At 36.4% G+C, this 19483-nt stretch carries 12 protein-coding genes and 2 tRNA genes; 8 read left to right on the top strand and 6 right to left on the bottom strand.

All coding sequences use genetic code 11. From position 1 onward, the window contains the following. Positions 1–2: 2 nt before the first annotated feature. On the bottom strand, positions 3–482 hold the full coding sequence (rplU, locus tag ACFILD_RS06810) for a 50S ribosomal protein L21 (protein WP_375657955.1): 480 nt from the start codon (positions 480–482) through the stop codon (positions 3–5). Between the two features lie 286 nt (positions 483–768). Here rplU and ACFILD_RS06805 point away from each other — a divergent pair. Continuing rightward, positions 769–858 (top strand) — tRNA-Ser (locus tag ACFILD_RS06805). Between the two features lie 318 nt (positions 859–1176). Here ACFILD_RS06805 and pgi read toward each other — a convergent pair. The 3 genes from pgi to ACFILD_RS06790 form a co-directional block, all read right to left on the bottom strand. Further along, complete coding sequence (pgi, locus tag ACFILD_RS06800; protein WP_375659775.1) at positions 1177–2841, bottom strand: glucose-6-phosphate isomerase; 1665 nt, start codon at positions 2839–2841, stop codon at positions 1177–1179. Between the two features lie 190 nt (positions 2842–3031). Beyond that, positions 3032–6166, bottom strand: coding sequence for an efflux RND transporter permease subunit (locus ACFILD_RS06795; protein WP_273790287.1), 3135 nt, complete (start codon positions 6164–6166; stop codon positions 3032–3034). Further along, positions 6163–7302, bottom strand: a complete 1140-nt coding sequence (locus tag ACFILD_RS06790) for an efflux RND transporter periplasmic adaptor subunit (RefSeq protein WP_375642977.1) — start codon at positions 7300–7302, stop codon at positions 6163–6165. Before ACFILD_RS06790 ends, ACFILD_RS06795 begins: the two co-directional genes overlap by 4 nt. Before the next feature lie 355 nt (positions 7303–7657). On the opposite strand from ACFILD_RS06790, the gene ACFILD_RS06785 reads away from it, so the two are divergent. From ACFILD_RS06785 to ACFILD_RS06770, 4 genes are all read left to right on the top strand, one after another. Continuing rightward, positions 7658–7734, top strand: a tRNA-Arg gene (locus ACFILD_RS06785). Positions 7735–8489: 755 nt separating this feature from the next. Further along, positions 8490–10163 (top strand): formate--tetrahydrofolate ligase, encoded by a 1674-nt coding sequence (locus ACFILD_RS06780; RefSeq protein WP_375664918.1) that lies wholly within the window; start codon positions 8490–8492, stop codon positions 10161–10163. Between the two features lie 187 nt (positions 10164–10350). After that, a complete protein-coding gene (gene rpsU, locus ACFILD_RS06775; protein WP_012754552.1) occupies positions 10351–10584 on the top strand; it encodes a 30S ribosomal protein S21 in 234 nt (77 codons plus the stop codon). A gap of 1622 nt (positions 10585–12206) precedes the next feature. Continuing rightward, positions 12207–12767, top strand: a complete 561-nt coding sequence (locus ACFILD_RS06770; protein WP_026500127.1) for an SH3 domain-containing protein — start codon at positions 12207–12209, stop codon at positions 12765–12767. Between the two features lie 45 nt (positions 12768–12812). On the opposite strand, the gene irrA is transcribed toward ACFILD_RS06770, so the two are convergent. Then, complete coding sequence (gene irrA / locus ACFILD_RS06765) at positions 12813–13325, bottom strand: iron response transcriptional regulator IrrA (protein ID WP_375621953.1); 513 nt, start codon at positions 13323–13325, stop codon at positions 12813–12815. A gap of 232 nt (positions 13326–13557) precedes the next feature. Between irrA and fabA the strand changes: the two genes are divergently transcribed. Genes fabA through fabI form a run of 3 tightly spaced genes read left to right on the top strand, consistent with a single transcriptional unit; the run spans position 13558 to position 16212 of the window. Next, on the top strand, positions 13558–14067 hold the full coding sequence (fabA, locus tag ACFILD_RS06760) for a 3-hydroxyacyl-[acyl-carrier-protein] dehydratase FabA (protein WP_273722474.1): 510 nt from the start codon (positions 13558–13560) through the stop codon (positions 14065–14067). A 57-nt stretch (positions 14068–14124) separates the two neighbouring features. Further along, positions 14125–15345 carry a beta-ketoacyl-ACP synthase I gene (gene fabB, locus ACFILD_RS06755; RefSeq protein ID WP_375630494.1) on the top strand — a complete coding sequence of 407 codons (1221 nt, stop codon included), beginning with the start codon at positions 14125–14127 and terminating at the stop codon, positions 15343–15345. A 48-nt stretch (positions 15346–15393) separates the two neighbouring features. Then, on the top strand, positions 15394–16212 hold the full coding sequence (gene fabI, locus ACFILD_RS06750) for an enoyl-ACP reductase FabI (protein ID WP_273790282.1): 819 nt from the start codon (positions 15394–15396) through the stop codon (positions 16210–16212). Between the two features lie 1938 nt (positions 16213–18150). Here the strand turns inward: fabI and gpsA are convergent. After that, a complete protein-coding gene (gene gpsA, locus ACFILD_RS06745) occupies positions 18151–19158 on the bottom strand; it encodes an NAD(P)H-dependent glycerol-3-phosphate dehydrogenase (protein ID WP_375630496.1) in 1008 nt (335 codons plus the stop codon). Positions 19159–19483 lie beyond the last annotated feature (325 nt).

Below are 19483 nucleotides of genomic sequence, written 5' to 3'. Positions count from 1 at the left end.
CTTTAATCTTTCTTACTCTTTGTTGCTACAGACGCTTTCTTCTGCGGCGCAGTCTTTTTTTCAACCGTTTTTTTAGCCGTCTTCTCAATAGAAGCAGCAGCTTTTGTTTCTTGTGGTGTAGTTGCTTCTTCTTTTATCGGTTTTGCAGCAACTTTTTTAGGTTTTGAACCACCCATTAAAATTTCTAAAACACGAAGCCTCGTAAATTCTTGACGATGGCCACGCGTGCGTTTAGAATTTTGACGACGGCGCTTCTTAAATGCGATAACCTTGCGCCCACGTGCCTGTTCTAAAATCTCAGCTGTCACCAATGCATCAGCAACGACAGGGGTACCAATAACCGCATTACCTTCTTGCCCAACCATTAATATGTCATTGAATTCAACAACATCACCCGCATTTCCACTAACTTTTTCAACTTTTACCACTTGATTAGCAACAATGCGGTATTGCTTACCACCAGTTTTAATGACTGCGAACATTTTTTATCCTTCCGTTCACTCCAGCTCTTATTTAATTTCTGCCTTGAAATAAGGGAAAATAGGCTGCTTTTTATCAGTCGTAATAAATCTCAAAGAAGGATAAAACCTTCTTCAACACAAATATGCGCAGATTTCCCCACGCTTATATTTTGTATATATGAAGGAATTTCTATTCTCTGTCAATAAAGTCCCATAAAAAAGAAAAAAAGGTTGTACCAAAAACAATTGAAGGTTATCTACCCCTTATACACTCAAATAGTGCCGATTTTTGTTTCACTTTTATTATGGAGAGATGGCTGAGTGGTTGAAAGCACCGCACTCGAAATGCGGCATAGGGGCAACTCTATCGGGGGTTCAAATCCCTCTCTCTCCGCCATTAATTTATAAAACGATATTATTAAAATGTCTTCAATCGTAGCTTGCCGGTTGTAGCTTGCCAGCGGGTTTTGTATAATTTTATTTTTTTCGAAGGATTTTAAGGGGGGCTCAAAGGGTCTTCAAAGACCTCTCAAAGGTCTTTATCGTTTTTGCGAATAAATTCTCCTTTTTACAATTTTTGCACTTTTTTGATTTTCTGTTACATAAATCTAGTTCAGATAATAAGAGAACGCATAGTAAAATTAAAGAATTATCTCATATTTCTCTCTCATTCTACTTTTGCTTAGTTAGTGCAAAACCTACTGTCAAATTATATTTATTTTGCACGTCTTGCTTGAATATGTGCTAGCAACCCTAATGTTGAACTATCGCGATTATCCGCTTTACTTTCTCCACGAAGAATTGGTAGTAACTCGTTTGCTAATTCTTTACCAAGTTCAACCCCCCATTGATCAAATGAATTAATATTCATTAAAATCCCTTCAACAAAAGTACGATGTTCATAAAGTGCAATAAGACGACCGAGTGCAAAAGGTGTTAATAAATCTTGAACCAACGTAATGCTGGGACGGTTTCCTTTAAAACTTCTATGAAGTGCTAAATGATCTGCCTCACCCTCACCAACTCCATTTTTTATCAAGATATGCCGAGCATCTTCAATACTACGCCCCTTCATCAATGCTTTTGATTGTGCTAAACCGTTTGCTAGCAACATCTCATACATAGAATGTAAATTTTTCTCATGCCCTTTTATAAATAAAATAAATTCTACAGGAATAATATCTGTTCCTTGATGCAGAAGCTGAAAAAAAGCATGTTGACTATTTGTTCCTGAATCCCCCCAAACAATTGGACCACTTGAAAAACTTAATGGTTTTCCATCCAGCGAGATTTGCTTACCATTTGATTCCATATCAAGCTGTTGTAAATAAGCTGGAAAATGTATTAAACGCTGTGCATAAGGAATGATCGAACGTGATGAATAACCACAAATAACACGATGCCAGAATCCTAAAAGAGCAAAACGAATAGGAATATTTTTATGCAAAGGCATAGTTTTAAAATGTTGGTCCATTTGCAAAGCACCGTTGAGAAATTTGCGAAAATTTCCACCACCTATTGCAAACATAACAACAAGTCCAATGGCTGACCAAATTGAATAACGTCCTCCAACCCAATTCCAAAATTTAAAAACGCTTGTGGAATCTATGCCAAATTCTGCCACTTTATCAAGCGCACTTGAAACAGCAACAAAATGCGTACAAACGGCTTTTTCTCCTAAATGTGAACAAATCCACTGACGTGCAACTTGAGCATTTACCATTGTTTCAGCCGTTGTAAAAGTTTTAGAAGCAATGACAAACAGCGTTGTTGCTGGATTCAAAATAGAGAGAGTATCAGAAATATGGGCACTGTCAGCATTCGAAACAAAATGACACTGTGGACCATCATGATAAGGTTTTAAAGCGTATGTGACCATTGCAGGACCAAGATCAGAACCACCAATACCAATATTGACAATATCACTTATTCTCTCGCCACTGCTTCCCTTATAGCTTCCATCACGCACCTTTTCAGAAAATCTTTCCATATCTTCAAGGACGTCTTGAATATCGCGAATAAGATTATGACCATCCAACATGAAAATTTCATCAGCAGGTAAACGTAATGCAATATGAAGAACTGAGCGTTTTTCAGTTGTATTAATCGCCTTACCAGAAAACATTGCATCACGCCGGCCTAACACATCTGCTGCAACCGCTAAATCATCTAGAAGTTGCAATGTTTTAAATGTCACACCACATTTTGAAAAATCGAAAAGAAGATCATCAAGTCTGAGGGAAAAATGGGAAAAACGCTGTTCATCTTCTACAAAATGCCGACGAATATCATAGACCCCATCCTTTGCGGCATGGTTTCTTAAAGCTTTTAATGTGGCTTCAAAAGCCATTTCATTTCGAATCGAAAAGCTATCTCCCATAAGCTTATCCTATATGGTTATTGATAATGAAATCTATGCCCAAACAATAACAAAGCAGAAAGCATCTCTTTTATTACTCGCTATTTTCACTGCTCACATAAAAATGAAGGAATATACAAAATATAAAGGATAAGATCCGAAAATGATATTTTTACAAGAATAAACTTTCAAATCTTTTCTATCATATACATCATTTAACTTGATTGAGTTCTTTTGTTAAACGTAAATCTTCTTCTGCTTTTGGTCTTATAAAACGCCCTAAAAAAAGATAAACAACCGGTGTAACATAAAGCGTAAAAATAGTTGCTAAACCTAAGCCACCAACGATAACCCAACCTAAAGCTATACGAGCTTCTGCGCCAGCACCTTTGGCTAAAACCAAAGGAATACCTCCTAAAATGGCACAAATCATTGTCATACAAACTGGACGAAGGCGAATGTTTGCTGCTTCTTCTACGGCTTCACGCACGCTTCTTCCCTGATCACGTAATTGATCTGCAAATTCAACAATGAGAATACCATTTTTTGCCATAACACCAATTAACAAAATTAATCCAATTTGGCTGTAAATATTAAGACTCACACCACTTAATAGCATAGCAATTACAGCACAACCAATCCCTAATGGGACAGTGGCCATGATAATGAATCCTGAAATAAAGCTTTCAAACTGAGCAGCCAAAATCAATAAAATAATCAAAAAGGCAATGCCAAAAACAATCATAAAATTGGAAGATGTTTCATTAAGCGTTTCGGCTTCCCCTAAGGGAACCAAGTAGGTTCCTTTTGATAACAAAGGAGAAGCAATTTTCTGTACAGTTTGGTAAGCTTCCCCTAAAGCGATATCTGGAGCAAGATTTGCGCTTAAAACAACAGCATTCATGCGTTTTTCCCGTTTTAATTGAGGAGCAATAGCTTTTTCATGTAAACGCGCAATAACCGATAAAGGAACATATCGATTGTCTTTGGTTTTTAAAAAAATATTTTCTAAATCGCTAGGACTCTTCATAGAATTTGTACGCGATATCAATTTAACATCGTAAGAATGATCATCCACGTTAATGGAACCAATCTTTTTACCATCCAACATTGTTTGTAATGTATCGCCCAAATTGGCGATATCAATCCCTAAATCGGAGGCTTTTTTTCGATTGATTTCAATAAAAAATTGCGGTTGTGTTGCATCAACAGTAAGGCGTGGGCGAATAAAACGCGGATCATCTTGTAAAGCACTCACCAGCTTATCAGCAATGGGTTGTAATGTTGCATAATCATTGCCAAGAATTGCAAATTGCAACCCTTGCCCAGTTCCTCTCACACCCAAAGAATTTCCCTGCGCAGCAAATACAAAAACTGCGGGAAACTGTTTAACCTTTGCATTAATATCTTTCACGATTTCTTGCTGACTACGTAAACGTTTATCCCAAGATGAAAGCAATAAAATCAAAAAAGCAGTATTGGGTGAACCGCCAGCACCCGCGATAGAGTAACTGTTAGCAATCTCCCCTGCATCACGTAATGGCTGTAGACTTGCTTCAATTTGCTCTATTTGCTCGTTCAAATATTGTGTTGAAATACCTTGTGGTCCATTAATAACCAAAAAGATCACAGCTCTGTCTTCTGCTGGCGTTAATTCCTGTTGTAGCTTCGTATAGCCTCCAACACAAAGACCCCCAAAAATAAGTGAAGCAAAAACAACAGCCCAAGGCTTTTCTAAACACTTATGCAAACTGTAAGTATATGCCTTATGAAAAAAAGTACCTAATTTATATAAAAAAGCAAAATGATGGGACTCTTCCTCTTTATCCTCAATATGTTCTTTGAGAAAACGTGAAGCCAACATGGGACAAAGCGTTAAGGCAACAACTGAAGAAAGCAAAATAGAAATTGCCAAAACAAAACCGAATTCTCTAAAAAGCCCTCCAACTTGCCCAGGAAGAAAGGAAATAGGAACAAACACAGCCACTAATGTCAGTGTTGTTGCTAAAACAGCAAAAAATACTTCACGTGTTCCTATCACCGCTGCTGCTCTGGAACCTAATCCCATGTTGCGCCACCGAACAATATTCTCAAGAACAACAATGGCATCATCCACAACAAGCCCTGTTGCTAAAACAAGTCCTAAAAATGTGAGAATATTCAATGAAAACCCTACAAGATAAATAGCCGCAATGGTACCAATCAAAGCGACAGGAAGAGATACAGCAGGTATCAGCGTTACACGAATGTCTCTGAGAAAAAGAAAAATGACCAAGATAACGCTCAAAATAGCAATGACCAACGCAACTTCAACCTCATGAAGAGCGCTTTTAATAAAAATTGCATCGTCATTAATAACGTCTATATGTACAGAAGAAGGAACAATACTTTTGAGATTATCAACAACGGCTCTCACACCTTCAGAAATATTAAGAGTGTTGGATTGTGCTTTACGCACGATACCTAATCCAATACCTGTCTTTCCATTGATACGAAGAATAACTGTTTCTATATCCGGCGATAAAGTAACATGCGCAACATCACCAAGATGCACATGAGGCTTTAAAACAACTTGTTCAAAAGATTCTGGTGTTGTTAAACGTGCAGTAGCACGTACAACTAAAGTTTGCTTAGAATTGCGTAATGACCCTACTGGCACATCTGTTGTCATATCAGCAAGAACACGTGAAATATCTGCTACAGTTAATCCATAACTTGCAAGTTTTGCTTGATCTATATCAATCTGAAAAATCTTTGTGCGAGCACTATCGACCTGTACATCACCAACACCATCAACAGCAGAAATTGCATCAACAATCTGATCGTTTACAATCGTGGTTAAATCATCAACACTCATTGTTGGTGACGTCACAACCAAATACATCATGGCAGCAGCATTCGAATCTGCTTTAATAATCAAAGGCGAATCCGCATCTTTCGGTAAAGAATAGGTAATACGGGAGAGAGCATCACGAATATCAGATGCCGCAACATTCAAATCAACACCAACATTAAAATTAATCTGTACACGGGAGCGCCCAAAAGAAGACGTTGAAGAAATCGTCTTAACACCTGAAACACGAGAAACGGCATCTTCTATAACTTTTGTAACTTCACGATCAATTGTTTCTGCCGACGCACCAGAAAACACCGTCACAACCGTCGTTACGGGAGTATCAACATCGGGTAATTCTCTTACATCAACATTTAACCATGCTGCAAATCCTGCAATGATGATCATAGCATTTAAAACAAAAGTAAAAACCGGTCTGCGAATAAATAAGGTAATGAGACCACCTTGCTCCACCTTTGACGTAGGCTGTTTTGTGCTCAATTCTTGGCTCATTGTATATCCGTTCCGTAAACTGCTGGTAATTGCTGTTGATGAGACTTTGGATCATCAATCGTTACTTTACTTCCTGGATAAAGCATTTGCACCCCTTGAATGACAACTTGATCACCATTTTCTAGGGGTGCTTTTACGAAAACTTGATCTGCTTTATGCTGAATAATTGATACGGGTATAGCCTCTACTTTCCCTTCTCTCACACGCCAAACGAATGACCCTTTACTATTCCATTGAACTGCAAGAGGATTAACGACAGGAAAAGAACCACCATGAAATTGCAAGGCAACAGAAAAGGACATACCAGACATGAGCGTATCTTTTTCATTATTGATTTCAACCTGAACATGAAGTGTGCGACTTTCTGGATCAACGATATTATCAATCGCATAAATATGACCAACAAAAGATCTATCTGGCTGCGCGACTAACGTTGCCGTTACCTCATCTCCTTTATGGATGCGCGACACATATCGTTCAGGGGCCCATATATCGACCAAAATACGTTCTCTATTCTCAATACGGCCTATTACAGTATTAAGGGTCACGTTATTCCCCGCATCAACGGGCAAAATACCAACAACTCCAGGAATCGGTGCTCGAATTGTTCGCCGATCGAGATCTAATTCAGCATTACGCAAAACTAAATTTGCGTTATCCAACTCTAAGCGTGCCATAATTTCTTGAACTTCCGTTGCTGTATTGCTGGCGCGTAATTTAAGAATGCGCGAAAGCGTTAACGCATTGTTATCACGTTGCACTTTTGCTTTTGCAGCCGCTATTTCTTCTTTTTTAGAATCAAGCTTTGCAATCACATCATCAGCTTGTACTTTTGTACCTGCTGACACAAAAAGCTTATCAATAACACCTGAGGATAAAGGAGTAAGCTCAACTTCTGCAAGAGCTTTTCCACTCCCTAAAACGTTAAGTTGTTCATAAAAATCTTGAATTTTTACAAGATCAACGACAACATTTACCGGTGGCCTTCCCATTTTTCCATTTGAAGTTTTATCTGATACTTTTGTTTTATCCACCATAGAAATGGGTTGTTCTGCACTCTTTTTTCCAGCCCAATAAGTAACCGTTAAAACAACGATTAAAAACACTAATGGAAAGCTCTTTTTTAATAACGCCATACATCCGCCCTTGCTGTGTCATGTTTATCTGAAATAGTTTTCAACAGTAATATCGGCGTTTTACACAAAAACCCAACAGCGGGTGTGTGTGTCTTACCCCCACCGCAAAAAACAGATCTCATCTCTGCTTGATTATCTTTCATCTATAAAAACGTCAAGTTAACTATCGTTCATATTGCTTTGTATGGTCACAACAAAAAAATGTTCATATCAAAACCAACTGAAGCCATAATATTTTTAAAATATCTCATAAAAAAGAGAGATTTTTTTATTACTATCCAAGTTTCACTTGCATTTCTTTAATGAAACGATTAGGAACCCTTTGTCTTAGACAATGTAAAAAATTGAAATATATGCACCCGTAGCTCAGCTGGATAGAGCACCAGACTACGAATCTGGGGGTCAGGAGTTCGAATCTCTTCGGGTGCGCCATCTATCAATATCTTACTTATAAAGTCAGACTTTTTAAATTCTTTATTTTGTGATTTGTTTTTATCTATCTTTGTATTTTGTTATTTCATTCTGTTGTGAGTCGTTTCTTTAGCCATTTTGCTAGAATAAGATGTTATGAGTCCTTCAATTCAGCCCTAAGGGCTTTTATTAGCTAATAATCGTAGCGATTGCATGAGTAGCGTGTATTGTTGTTTTCTTTTTTCAATCTATGCGCTTGTTTTTGGTCTCTTCCGGATTATACTCTCTAATCAGTTAGGTAATTTTTTACGTTCTTATTTCTAACTGTTCCATAACTGGATGTTGCTGGATATTTTATTCCTAGCAGTCCCATCTTAAGAGGGACTTCAAATGTGCCGCCATAAATTCCGGGTTACCACCATGTAAAACTTTTTCAGTCTGTTATTGGAAAGAATAAATAAACTACTTCTCAAACGTACCACTATAAAACACTTATGGTATCCATTAATATCATCAGCATTTTGTTGCAAACCACAGCTTCTTTCTGCAATATTTTTAATTGAATTAAACGTATTTTTACTGCTTAAAAGCAAAGTGATTCTTTTTCCTAAAAAACAATAAAACTCTTCTTGTGCTTCTTTAGCATTATCTCTTGCATGGCATATCATCGACTTCTATGATATCTTAATATTTTCTGTTCTCTATGAATTTTTCTAATTAACCCATGGGGTACAGATCTCGAATATTAATAAAAGATAAGTTTAAAGAATTTTTCCATGCCTAAAACTGATATTGAAATTGCTCGCACTGCTAAAAAGCAACATATTGTTGAAATTGCACAAAAAATTGGTATCTCACATGAAAATCTTATTCCCTATGGCCATGATAAAGCTAAAATTTCTTCTGAATACATAAAATCGCTTAATAAAAATCCAGACGGTAAACTTATCCTTGTCACAGCTATCAATCCCACACCTGCCGGAGAAGGCAAAACAACAACAACAGTTGGACTAAGTGATGCTCTTAATCTTATTGGTAAAAAAACAATAGCTACCTTGAGAGAACCGTCTTTAGGTCCCTGTTTTGGTGTAAAAGGTGGTGCTGCTGGTGGTGGTTATGCGCAAGTCATTCCAATGGATGACCTTAATTTACATTTTACCGGTGATTTTCATGCTATTACAGCTGCTCATAATCTTCTTGCCGCAATGATAGATAATCATCTTTATTGGGGAAATACTCTAAACATTGATCCACGTCGCATTGTTTGGAAACGCGTTCTTGATATGAATGACCGTGCATTGCGCGATATTGTCATTTCATTGGGGGGCATAACAAATGGTTTTCCACGTCAAACAGGTTTTGATATTACTGTTGCATCAGAAATTATGGCGCTTCTTTGTCTCTCTGAAAATTTAGAAAACCTTACACAAAGACTCAAAAAAATTATTGTTGCTTATCGTTATGATAAAACGCCCATCACCGTTGCTGATCTCAATGCGGAAGGTGCAATGGCAGTTCTTCTCAAAGATGCTATACACCCCAATCTCGTACAGACAATTGAAAATAATCCTGTTCTCATTCATGGAGGACCTTTTGCCAACATTGCTCATGGTTGCAATTCAGTTATAGCAACAAAAACTGCTTTAAAACTTGCGGATTATGTTGTCACAGAAGCAGGGTTTGGAGCAGATCTTGGAGCAGAAAAGTTCTTCAATATCAAATGTAGGCAAGCAGGTATTGTACCAAATGCTACAGTGATCGTCGCAACTATTCGTGCATTAAAAATGAACGGTGGTCTGGATAAAAATAACCTGACAGAAGAAAATATTACCGCTTTAGAAAAAGGAGCTGCCAATCTTTTACGACACATAAAAAATATGAAGCACTACGGTATTCCTTGTGTTGTGGCTATCAATCATTTTGACAGCGATAGCGATGCTGAAATAAAAACATTACAAAAAATAGTTGCAACAACTGGACACAAAGCTATTATCTGTAAGCATTGGGAACAAGGTGGAAAAGGCGCTATAGAACTTGCACAAGAACTCGTTACCTTGATTGAAAAGCACGATTCTGATTTTAAAGTTCTCTATCAAGATGATATTCCACTCGTTCAAAAAATTAATTGTATTATAACAAAGCTATACGGTGGACGTGGCGCCATCATCTCAGCCCCTATTCTCAAACAACTTGAATCTTGGGAAAAAGAGGGGTTTGGCGTCTACCCTATTTGTATGGCAAAAACACCTTATTCTTTTTCTTCTGATCCCAAGCAATACGGCGCTCCTGTTGATTTTGAGATTCCCATACGAGAAGTTCGTCTCTGTGCGGGAGCCGGTTTTATTGTTGTCATTTGTGGAGATGTTATGACCATGCCGGGACTACCCCATTATCCCGCGGCTGAAAAAATTCATCTTGACGAAAATGATCAAATACAAGGACTTTCATAAATTTATAACCGTAAATTCTATCATTCATTATAAAAAGCGTTTTATTGTAAAAAAAATAGAATTTTAAAAAGCGATATAGACAAATGTCTTATTTATATGATATAAGTGCTTGTCCTTTTGGATATGCCTTTAAAAGGACGTAGGTTTTTTCCTATCATTTATGACACTGAAAAAAGCAGGATAGATAGTGCAAGTACTCGTTCGTGATAATAATGTTGACCAAGCGCTCCGTGCGTTGAAAAAAAAGATGCAGCGTGAAGGTATCTTCCGTGAAATGAAAATGCGTAGTTATTATGAGAAGCCATCTGAGAAGCGTGCTCGTGAAAAAGCTGAAGCTATTCGTCGTACACGTAAGCTTGCTCGTAAGCGTGCACAAAGAGAAGGTTTTGTTAGTAACGGACGAACTGTTGCGGTAAAGTAATATACTTTATGATATTATATAACTGCATAACCAATAGGTAATAAGCTACTAGAAAATTTTATCTTCATAGGCGATTGCAATAAATTGCTTGTGTGTAGGTTTTTGTGTACAATGTTATCTAATATGTTAGTTATTTGAAAATAATAAGATTTCTATCATAGAGGTGGTTTTTATTTCACTCTTATATTTCAAAAAATAGATAACAAACTACACTTTAGATATTTAAGCGACTTTTTCCTATGTGAATTGAGTGTGAGGTGTTTTATTATCACTTTTCACTATAATTTTCTCCTTCTGGATATCTCTTACATCACTGCTTCTTATGTACAAATTTCATGATGAACTTCTTTTTTTTCATTAAATATTCTACATCTTTCGATCATCCTAGGTCTGATTACAAAACAAAAATAACTATCGCAATATGCGATTGTGTGTAAAATATAATATCAAATTCATAATCCTCTTTCCCTTCAGTTATGTAACGAAACGATATAATTCCATAACTTTTTATATCTCTTGATTCTGTCTCTCTAAAGGATGACGAATTTCAACCACTGAACTATAAATTCTTTTTTCTTGATAAATTTCTTCTATTCATCACTTATGTAATTACCCTCATAATTGTATCGAATAAGCCCTTCTATTTCTTTCAACTTTCTTCTATACTGAGTTAGAGAAAAAGAAATTTGACAATAAACAGAGAAAACACTGTATTTTAAGATGGATGAATGTGCCTTTTATTACCATTGTTGATGGAAATATTTTTACAATTTAAATAACGAGTTAAAGTTTTTAACGCAGTGATTTGTTATTATAAGTAATTGTTTTTCATATTAATTAATAATTCTGAATAACGTACAGTTTCTCAATGCCTTCTCATATTGAATCAATCAAGATTATCTTCTTGTACATCATAAGCGGGATTCGTATGCAAATAGAATAAAAGCTATTTAAGAAAAAACAAAAATGCTTCTTATGAACACCATAAATAATAGGAACTGCATAACATTGAAAGCTGGTGAATAGAACGATGGAGCCAGCTTATCTACCATACGGATAAGCATTATCATGGCATAAGATTAGAGTGTAGCAAATTTTATAAATGAATTATCACGAAAAAGTGTCCTGTTTAAATTAGCCCTTCATATATCAATCTACTCTATAATGTCGCTCATATTTTTACGCTTAAATGTTTTATTTATCGTATTATTTTGTTCATTCAAAACTTCTTTTCAAGCCACACAATAAATCCCTTTCTGAACAGCTCTTTGTTCATAGTATGCATACATGCACTTTTACTTCGAGAAACAAACTCAGAAAAGAGATGCAATACTTTAGCCCTAATTTCCTGTACAAAAACTGCTAAGGCTCCAGTAATACTTTACTGTTTTATCACGCGTACAGCTACATAAAAATCCAATGTTTATTTATATCTATCCCCTCATAAACAAGATACGCACTAAGAAATACAAGCTTTTGTTTTCCTTATTTTGATATTTTTGTAGCAATTTTCTCATCGTTTAGATCTCTTTAACGAGCAGTGTGTCATACTTTTTATCAGTTTCCAGTCTTATCTTTCAGATTTTAAATTTCCAATATATGATGAAATAAAGGAGTTCGGTGTGCAAAATTCTCGTTGGTTTCGCGTTTCAATACTCGCATCATGTATCTTAATAGCAACAGTCATTGTATTAGGTTCACCTCATTTGTTGCATGCACAAACATTTAATCAAAATTTAGGGCCCAGTGGTTTACCACTTCCGCGATTTGCTTCGATTAAACCCACCAGCGTTAATGTACGCGTCGGACCAGGAAGCAACTATTCTATCATTTTTACTTACAAAAAGAAGGGCTTACCTATTGAAATTATTCAAGAATATGATCAATGGCGCAAAATTCGTGATGCCGAAGGCGATGAGGGGTGGGTGTATCAATCGCTTTTATCGGGAAAGCGAACTGCTATAACTATTCCATGGCAAAAAGATAAAACTAAAAGACTGATGCTACGAAAAAACCCCACCGACAACGCAGAACTTGTGGCAGAAGTAGAACCTAATGTCATTGGTAATATCCGCCAATGTGATGGACAATGGTGCGAACTAAATATTAATAATACGCGCGGATGGCTTCAACAACCACAGTTATGGGGAATCTATCCTGATGAAAAAGTAAAAGGCTGGTGAATACTCAAACTCAATAAGTTTAATTTTATTCCTTATTGAATATCCTCACTGCCTATCACAAGATCGATTTTTTGGTTTCAATCGCACGATTAAATCAACATGTGAAATTTCCATACCTTCTGGTGGCTTAGGCAAATTTCTAATAATGGGAGATTCTTCCAAATTGTAAGGAATATCAAGAATACGATTTTCACCTTCTATATAAAAATGGTAGTGATCAGAGGTATTGGTATCAAACCAAGTTTTTGAGCCCTCTACGGCAATAATCCGTAATAATCCCGCTTCCGTAAATTGATGAAGCGTATTATAAACCGTTGCTAAAGATACAGGTACACCTGCCCTCACCGCTTCCTCATAGAGCTCTTCAGCAGTAATATGACGATTTCCTTGAGAAAAAATCATATGTGCAAGTTCCAACCGCTGACGTGTTGGACGCAGACCATTTTGACGCAAACGTTTTTCTAACATAGAAATGGAATAATATTGCACAATTTTTCCACACTCTTTTGTGCACTGTTGCTCTTCATTCATATCTAAATTGTCTGCACTCACTGACATATTACAAACCCAAATACATTCCTGCTAAATAAGATCAAAATACAAAAAAATGGGAATAGTATGGTGTAATCTTGTATTCCATTTTTAAATAATTACCTATGTAGAATACATAAAAAAAGGCTTTTGTCATTAAAAATGATATAAAATCATTTCCCTCTCTTTAAAATTTGCTCTAAAAGTAGGTTGGGAAAAGCGCAGAAATTAAAGATATATGCAAATAAATGGAGTAACAATGGCTGAACAAAAGTCTCGCTACACATATGAAGAGCTTCTAAGCTGCGCTCGCGGCGAAATGTTTGGTAGAGGTAATGCGCAATTGCCAGCACCGCCAATGTTGATGATTCATCGAATCACTCAAATTAGTGAAACTGATGGTAAATACGATAAAGGAATGGTTCGCGCCGAATTTGACATTACACCAGACATGTGGTTCTTTAATTGTCACTTTATAGGCGATCCCGTCATGCCAGGATGTCTCGGACTGGATGGTATGTGGCAATTAACAGGTTTTTTTCTTGGTTGGCTAGGCGAACCAGGAAAAGGAAGAGCAATATCAACAGGTGAAGTAAAGTTATCAGGGATGGTAACTCCACAAACCAAAATTCTTGAATATGAAATAGATTTTAAGCGTATTCGACGTGGAAATTTAGTCTTAGGAATAGCTGATGGGTGGCTAAAAGCAGATGGAGAGACTATTTATAAGGCGAATGATTTACGCGTTGCTTTATTCAAAGAAGATTGAACGTTATTTCCGTCAGAAAGAACTTTTCACTATTCTGTATGGAACGAGGAGGTATGAATGCGTCGAGTTGTTGTAACCGGAATGGGAATTGTCTCCGCGATTGGAAATAACCCTAGAGATGTTTTAACCAGTTTACGTGAAGCAAAATCCGGAATTTCTTACGCACCTCAATATGCCGAATTAGGCTTTCGTAGCAGAGTTTATGGCAAACCCGATATTAATATAGAAGAACTCGTAGATCGACGTGCTCTACGTTTTCATGGGCGTGGAACAGCATGGAATCACATCGCCATGGATCAGGCGATTGCTGATGCGGGTCTAGAACCGCATGAAGTATCGAACGAACACACGGGTATTATTATGGGTTCTGGAGGTGCTTCAACACATTCAATCGTAGAAGCTGCTGACATTACACGCCAAAAAGGTCCAAAACGTGTTGGACCTTTTGTTGTCCCTAAAGCGATGAGTTCTACAGCATCTGCAACATTAGCAACTTTCTTTAAAATAAAGGGAATCAATTATTCAATCTCTTCAGCTTGTGCTACCTCCAATCATTGTATTGGTAATGCTTACGAAATGATTCAATATGGTAAACAAAAGCGCATCTTTGCCGGTGGCTGCGAAGATTTGGATTGGACACTATCTGTTTTATTCGATGCCATGGGCGCTATGTCCAGCAGATATAATGACATTCCTCACAAAGCTTCACGTGCTTATGATGTTAATCGTGATGGTTTTGTCATTGCTGGAGGGGCTGGCGTTTTAGTCCTTGAAGATTTAGAACTTGCTAAAGCACGTGGTGCAAAAATCTACGGAGAAATCGTTGGATACGGTGCGACATCCGATGGACATGATATGGTTGCCCCATCAGGAGAGGGAGCGGAGCGGTGCATGCGCATGGCTCTTGCAACAGTCAATAATAAAATTGATTATATCAATCCCCATGCGACAGCAACTCCTGTTGGTGATCCTCCTGAGATAGAAGCTATCCGTCGTGTCTTTGGAGCAGGTGATCAATGTCCCCCCATTTCTGCTACCAAGTCTCTAACAGGACATTCCTTGGGAGCAGCAGGTGTTCACGAAGCAATCTATACATTGTTAATGATGAATCATAATTTTATTTGTGAAAGTGCCCATATTGAAGAACTTGATCCAGCTTTTGCTGATATGCCAATCGTTCGTGAACGACGTGATCATCAACAACTGAATACCGTATTGTCGAATACTTTTGGCTTTGGCGGTACCAATGCAACGCTTGTTTTCCAACGTTATGTATAAACAAAAGCTCTTAGTAATTGAAAAAAGTACGGTCTTACGGAGAATAATATGAAAGGTTTGATGGAGGGCAAACGCGGCCTTATTATGGGAATTGCGAATGACCATTCAATTGCTTGGGGCATTGCCTGTCAGCTCGCACAAGCAGGAGCGGAATTAGCGTTGACTTATCAAGGAAATGCTTTTGGAAAACGTGTTCATCCCCTAGCAGATAAACTTGGGTGCAAATTAGTGCTAGAGTGTGACGTTGAAAAAAGTGAAAATATTGATTACGTCTTTGAGCAACTTGAAAAAGAATGGAAAACAATTGATTTTATTGTCCATGCCATTGGTTTTTCAGATAAAACTCAGCTAAAAGGACGTTACGTTGATGTTACAACACGTGAAAACTTTCAACGCACGATGGTTATTTCAGCTTATTCCTTTACTGAAATTGCCCAGCGCGCGGGTAAGCTTATGCCCAATGGAGGAACACTTTTAACTCTTACCTACGGTGCTTCACAGCAAGTTGTGCCTAATTATAACATCATGGGTGTTGCTAAAGCAGCTTTAGAAGCTATGGTACGTTATTTAGCAGCGGACTTTGGTCCTCAAAATATCCGTGTCAATGCGATTTCCGCTGGTCCTGTTAGAACTTTAGCAGGTAATGGTATTGCAGCTGCGCGGGCAATATTTTCACATCAACGCCGTAATGCCCCATTACGGCGTACCGTAAATATTCATGAAATTGGAAAATCTGCTCTTTATCTACTCTCTGACTTATCATCAGGTGTTACAGGTGAAATCCATTATGTTGATTCAGGCTATAACATCATGTCTATGCCAATACTTGAAGAACTGAAAAAAAGTGACGATTCCCAAGAAGAATAAAATTTATTTCATTGCACTAAAAAAGAAAATAAATCATGTCCATAGTGCTTTAATCGGGTATTGAGTACTTTCTCAGCTATATAATAGTGTATTGACTTATAATAATATGACGTAAGGCATATGTGCAAATGTTTGTAAGAATAAGTCAATACAAAACCAGATGTACGATGCCTTGTTTCGCAAAATATTTTATAAAAAGCCGGAGTATTTCTTCAATCCATGGTTGATAAAGTGTGTATTTTATGACGTTATTTACCTTACTAAAGCATACGCTTTTGTCGTTGCTTATAAAGCAATATCCAGCCCTCATGCTACCGTAGTTTGAAACAGAGATTAGAGAATTATTAAAATCCTTAGTTTCAGCTTTTGTGTAGCAAATTGAAAAAAATATTCCTACCGTTTGATTTATTCTTGAAACGCAAATACAATCTAATTTAGGACGAATATGAAGGCGTAAAGAAATCAATCATTAATCTTACTATTATTCTTTAATGAGGCTTTACGATTTTAAAAGCATGTACATCAATGTTTTTTTAATAATGGAGGTTACGCTTTACCTCACACCTTTATTTTTCTTGTTCTTTAATGAAAGCATTTCTCTGATGTGTCAGGTAAAATAGAACACCCAAAAACACTATAGCTGTTTCTCCTTCATGCATTTTTTAAAGATATCTCTCAATGCACGCCATTCCATTTCATAATGGTACCTGTAGAACGTATAAAAAATCCCTGTGAAGTACATAAAATCCTTTTTTTACCACCATTTTAATGTTTATACAGATGACAAACCGACACCGTCATTTTACTTGCCATGTTCTAATATTGAAACAACCCTTGACACTTGAGATGATTCATTAGAAGTATCTTTAATAATTTTTATCCACATACTAACCCGCTTGTGACAAGCAAACACATATTTTTAATTAACTCAATACAAAAATAAAATGAATTATTTATATAAATCAATTTTTTATCTTTATAATCACATTATTTTTCAGTGTAAATGACAGCCACAAACAAGTACAATAACATTTTTTTCAATCTTAGACTTTCAAAGTTATAATTCCAAAAATCATTTCTTGCATATAAAAAACAGAATTGACATGTGAGAAAATAAAAGACTTAAATATTTCTACTGAACAGCTTCAAGTGCTTAGAGCTGTCTCAACATTGGGGGGTGTAATGATGCTCGGCTTCCTCCTTCATAAACGTAAAGATGGGGATGTGCACAATGGCTTTATCGTTACACTATTCACGGTTACCGTCGCGAAGTGGACTTGGAAGTTTTAAGAGAGGTCTCTTTAAAACAAGCGCGTGAATATACAACAGCTATCGTGTTTTTTTGGGCGTTCTATTTTACCTGACACATCAGAGAAATGCTTTCATTAAAAAATGAGAAAATAAAGGTGTGAGATAATCTCCATTATTTAAAAGATATTGCTTTAGATAGCGTAAAACTGAATTTAAAAATGATTGTAGAAATGGGAACTGGTTTTCATCTTTAAAATTTCATCTTCTTCCCAAAACAGATTGTCTTCTTGTTTTAAAGAATTACAAAAACAGAGATACATAATATCCCTGCCCCGATATTCTTAACTTATACGTTACATAAATAAGATGCTTCTACCTAATGAGTCTTGTATTATTCTGTTTGCAAACATCATTGTGAGATGAATTTAAGAGACAATAAAAATATCTTGTTCATTACATTACATAAACATGTGTAAGTGGAAACGATAATTTATCTTCAAAGAGATAGCTCTTAGATAAAAGCAAAAACTTTTATATTTCAGCCATGTTTCATAAAGAATCGAATGATATGAATCTATAATTTGCTGGAATATGACTACCTTATACAACCATCAATAAAATCTATTTTATATGTCTATCATAGCATGTTTCTATTTTTTACGATTTGAATTATTAAAAAACAGGATATCATTGTATTTCGTCCTTGAGGGCGCGGCTTAGTAATGTATTTGCCGCTTCAGTTATGTTTTTACCACAATAGAGAATTTGATAAATTTGTTCTACAATGGGCATTTCTACCCCAATACGCTGCGCCAACGTATGTACTTCCTTGGTATTTAAGTATCCTTCCACAACCTGACCAATTTGTTTTTCCGCTTCTTTTATATCTATTCCTTTACCAAGAAGTATTCCAAAACGACGATTACGTGACTGATTATCAGTACATGTCAAAACCAGATCACCTAAGCCTGTCATTCCCATAAATGTGGAAAGCTCAGCACCCATAGCCCCCCCTAAACGACTGATTTCAGCTAGTCCTCGTGTGATAAGAGCTATTCGTGCATTTGCCCCAAAACCTATGCCATCTGATATTCCTGCACCAATAGCAATAACATTTTTGACTGCTCCCCCTAATTGAACACCAATCATATCTGAACTTTTATAAACTCTAAAACTTTTGTCACAATAAAAAAGTTGCTGCAATTCTTTACCAAACTCAACATCAGAAGCTGCTATCGTCATTGCAGTAGGCCAACCAATAGCTAGTTCTTGAGCAAAAGTTGGTCCAGAAAAAACAGCTAAAGGAATTTTTTCACCTAAAATCTCACGAGCAACCTCTTGTAAAAAACGTCCAGTACCATGTTCTAAACCTTTTGTAGCCCAAATAACACGTGAATGCTGATCTAAATAAGGCTGAATATTACACAAAACTTGATGAAATACATGGCTTGGAACTGCGATTAATATATTGTGACTCGCCGTTATTGCAGTTTCAAGCGAAGCTTCAAGTAATAAATTGTCAGGAAATCGAATATCGGGTAAATATACTTGATTACAACGTTGTTCCTGTAATTCTTTGATATGTTGAGGACTATATCCCCAAAGTAAAACATTATGACCATTACGGGCAAGAGCTATCGCTAATGCAGTACCAAAAGAACCAGCACCAATAACTGTCATTGCAACGGTTTTCATTAAGTTTTCTGATTATTCTCTAAATTTTTGATTTCAATTGCATATTATTATTACAAATAACTTTAATGCTATCTTTAATATAAATTCTGTAAATCTAAAAACATTACTGCTTCGTGTTTTTTTATCTCACACAACATAAAAACTTGTTTCTCACATTCTCTTTCTTTGTAGTAAATTTTACAAACATCACTTTTTGTATATTCTACAAATAGCTATTTGTCTCAAAAATTAAAGCTTGACTAAATACCCCACGGACTTTCTCTTTTAAATTAAAAGTATATTCAAAATAATGATACTCATATCCACTGATATCTTGTATTTCTTC

Origin of the sequence: Bartonella sp. CL162QHHD (assembly GCF_042195435.1) — a bacterium.
GTDB lineage: Bacteria > Pseudomonadota > Alphaproteobacteria > Rhizobiales > Rhizobiaceae > Bartonella.
The sequence above is the reverse complement of the archived record's forward strand: the minus strand, read 5'-3'. Positions and strand labels throughout refer to the sequence as shown.

Excerpts from the sequence above, each read along its gene's own strand:
- ACFILD_RS06790 (WP_375642977.1), bottom strand. The coding sequence starts at position 7,302 with ATGGCGTTATTAAAAAAGAGCTTTCCATTAGTGTTTTTAATCGTTGTT.
- pgi (WP_375659775.1), bottom strand. The coding sequence starts at position 2,841 with ATGGGAGATAGCTTTTCGATTCGAAATGAAATGGCTTTTGAAGCCACA.
- rplU (WP_375657955.1), bottom strand. The coding sequence starts at position 482 with ATGTTCGCAGTCATTAAAACTGGTGGTAAGCAATACCGCATTGTTGCT.
- fabB (WP_375630494.1), top strand. The coding sequence starts at position 14,125 with ATGCGTCGAGTTGTTGTAACCGGAATGGGAATTGTCTCCGCGATTGGA.
- gpsA (WP_375630496.1), bottom strand. The coding sequence starts at position 19,158 with ATGAAAACCGTTGCAATGACAGTTATTGGTGCTGGTTCTTTTGGTACT.
- fabI (WP_273790282.1), top strand. The coding sequence starts at position 15,394 with ATGAAAGGTTTGATGGAGGGCAAACGCGGCCTTATTATGGGAATTGCG.
- fabA (WP_273722474.1), top strand. The coding sequence starts at position 13,558 with ATGGCTGAACAAAAGTCTCGCTACACATATGAAGAGCTTCTAAGCTGC.
- ACFILD_RS06780 (WP_375664918.1), top strand. The coding sequence starts at position 8,490 with ATGCCTAAAACTGATATTGAAATTGCTCGCACTGCTAAAAAGCAACAT.
- ACFILD_RS06795 (WP_273790287.1), bottom strand. The coding sequence starts at position 6,166 with ATGAGCCAAGAATTGAGCACAAAACAGCCTACGTCAAAGGTGGAGCAA.
- irrA (WP_375621953.1), bottom strand. The coding sequence starts at position 13,325 with ATGTCAGTGAGTGCAGACAATTTAGATATGAATGAAGAGCAACAGTGC.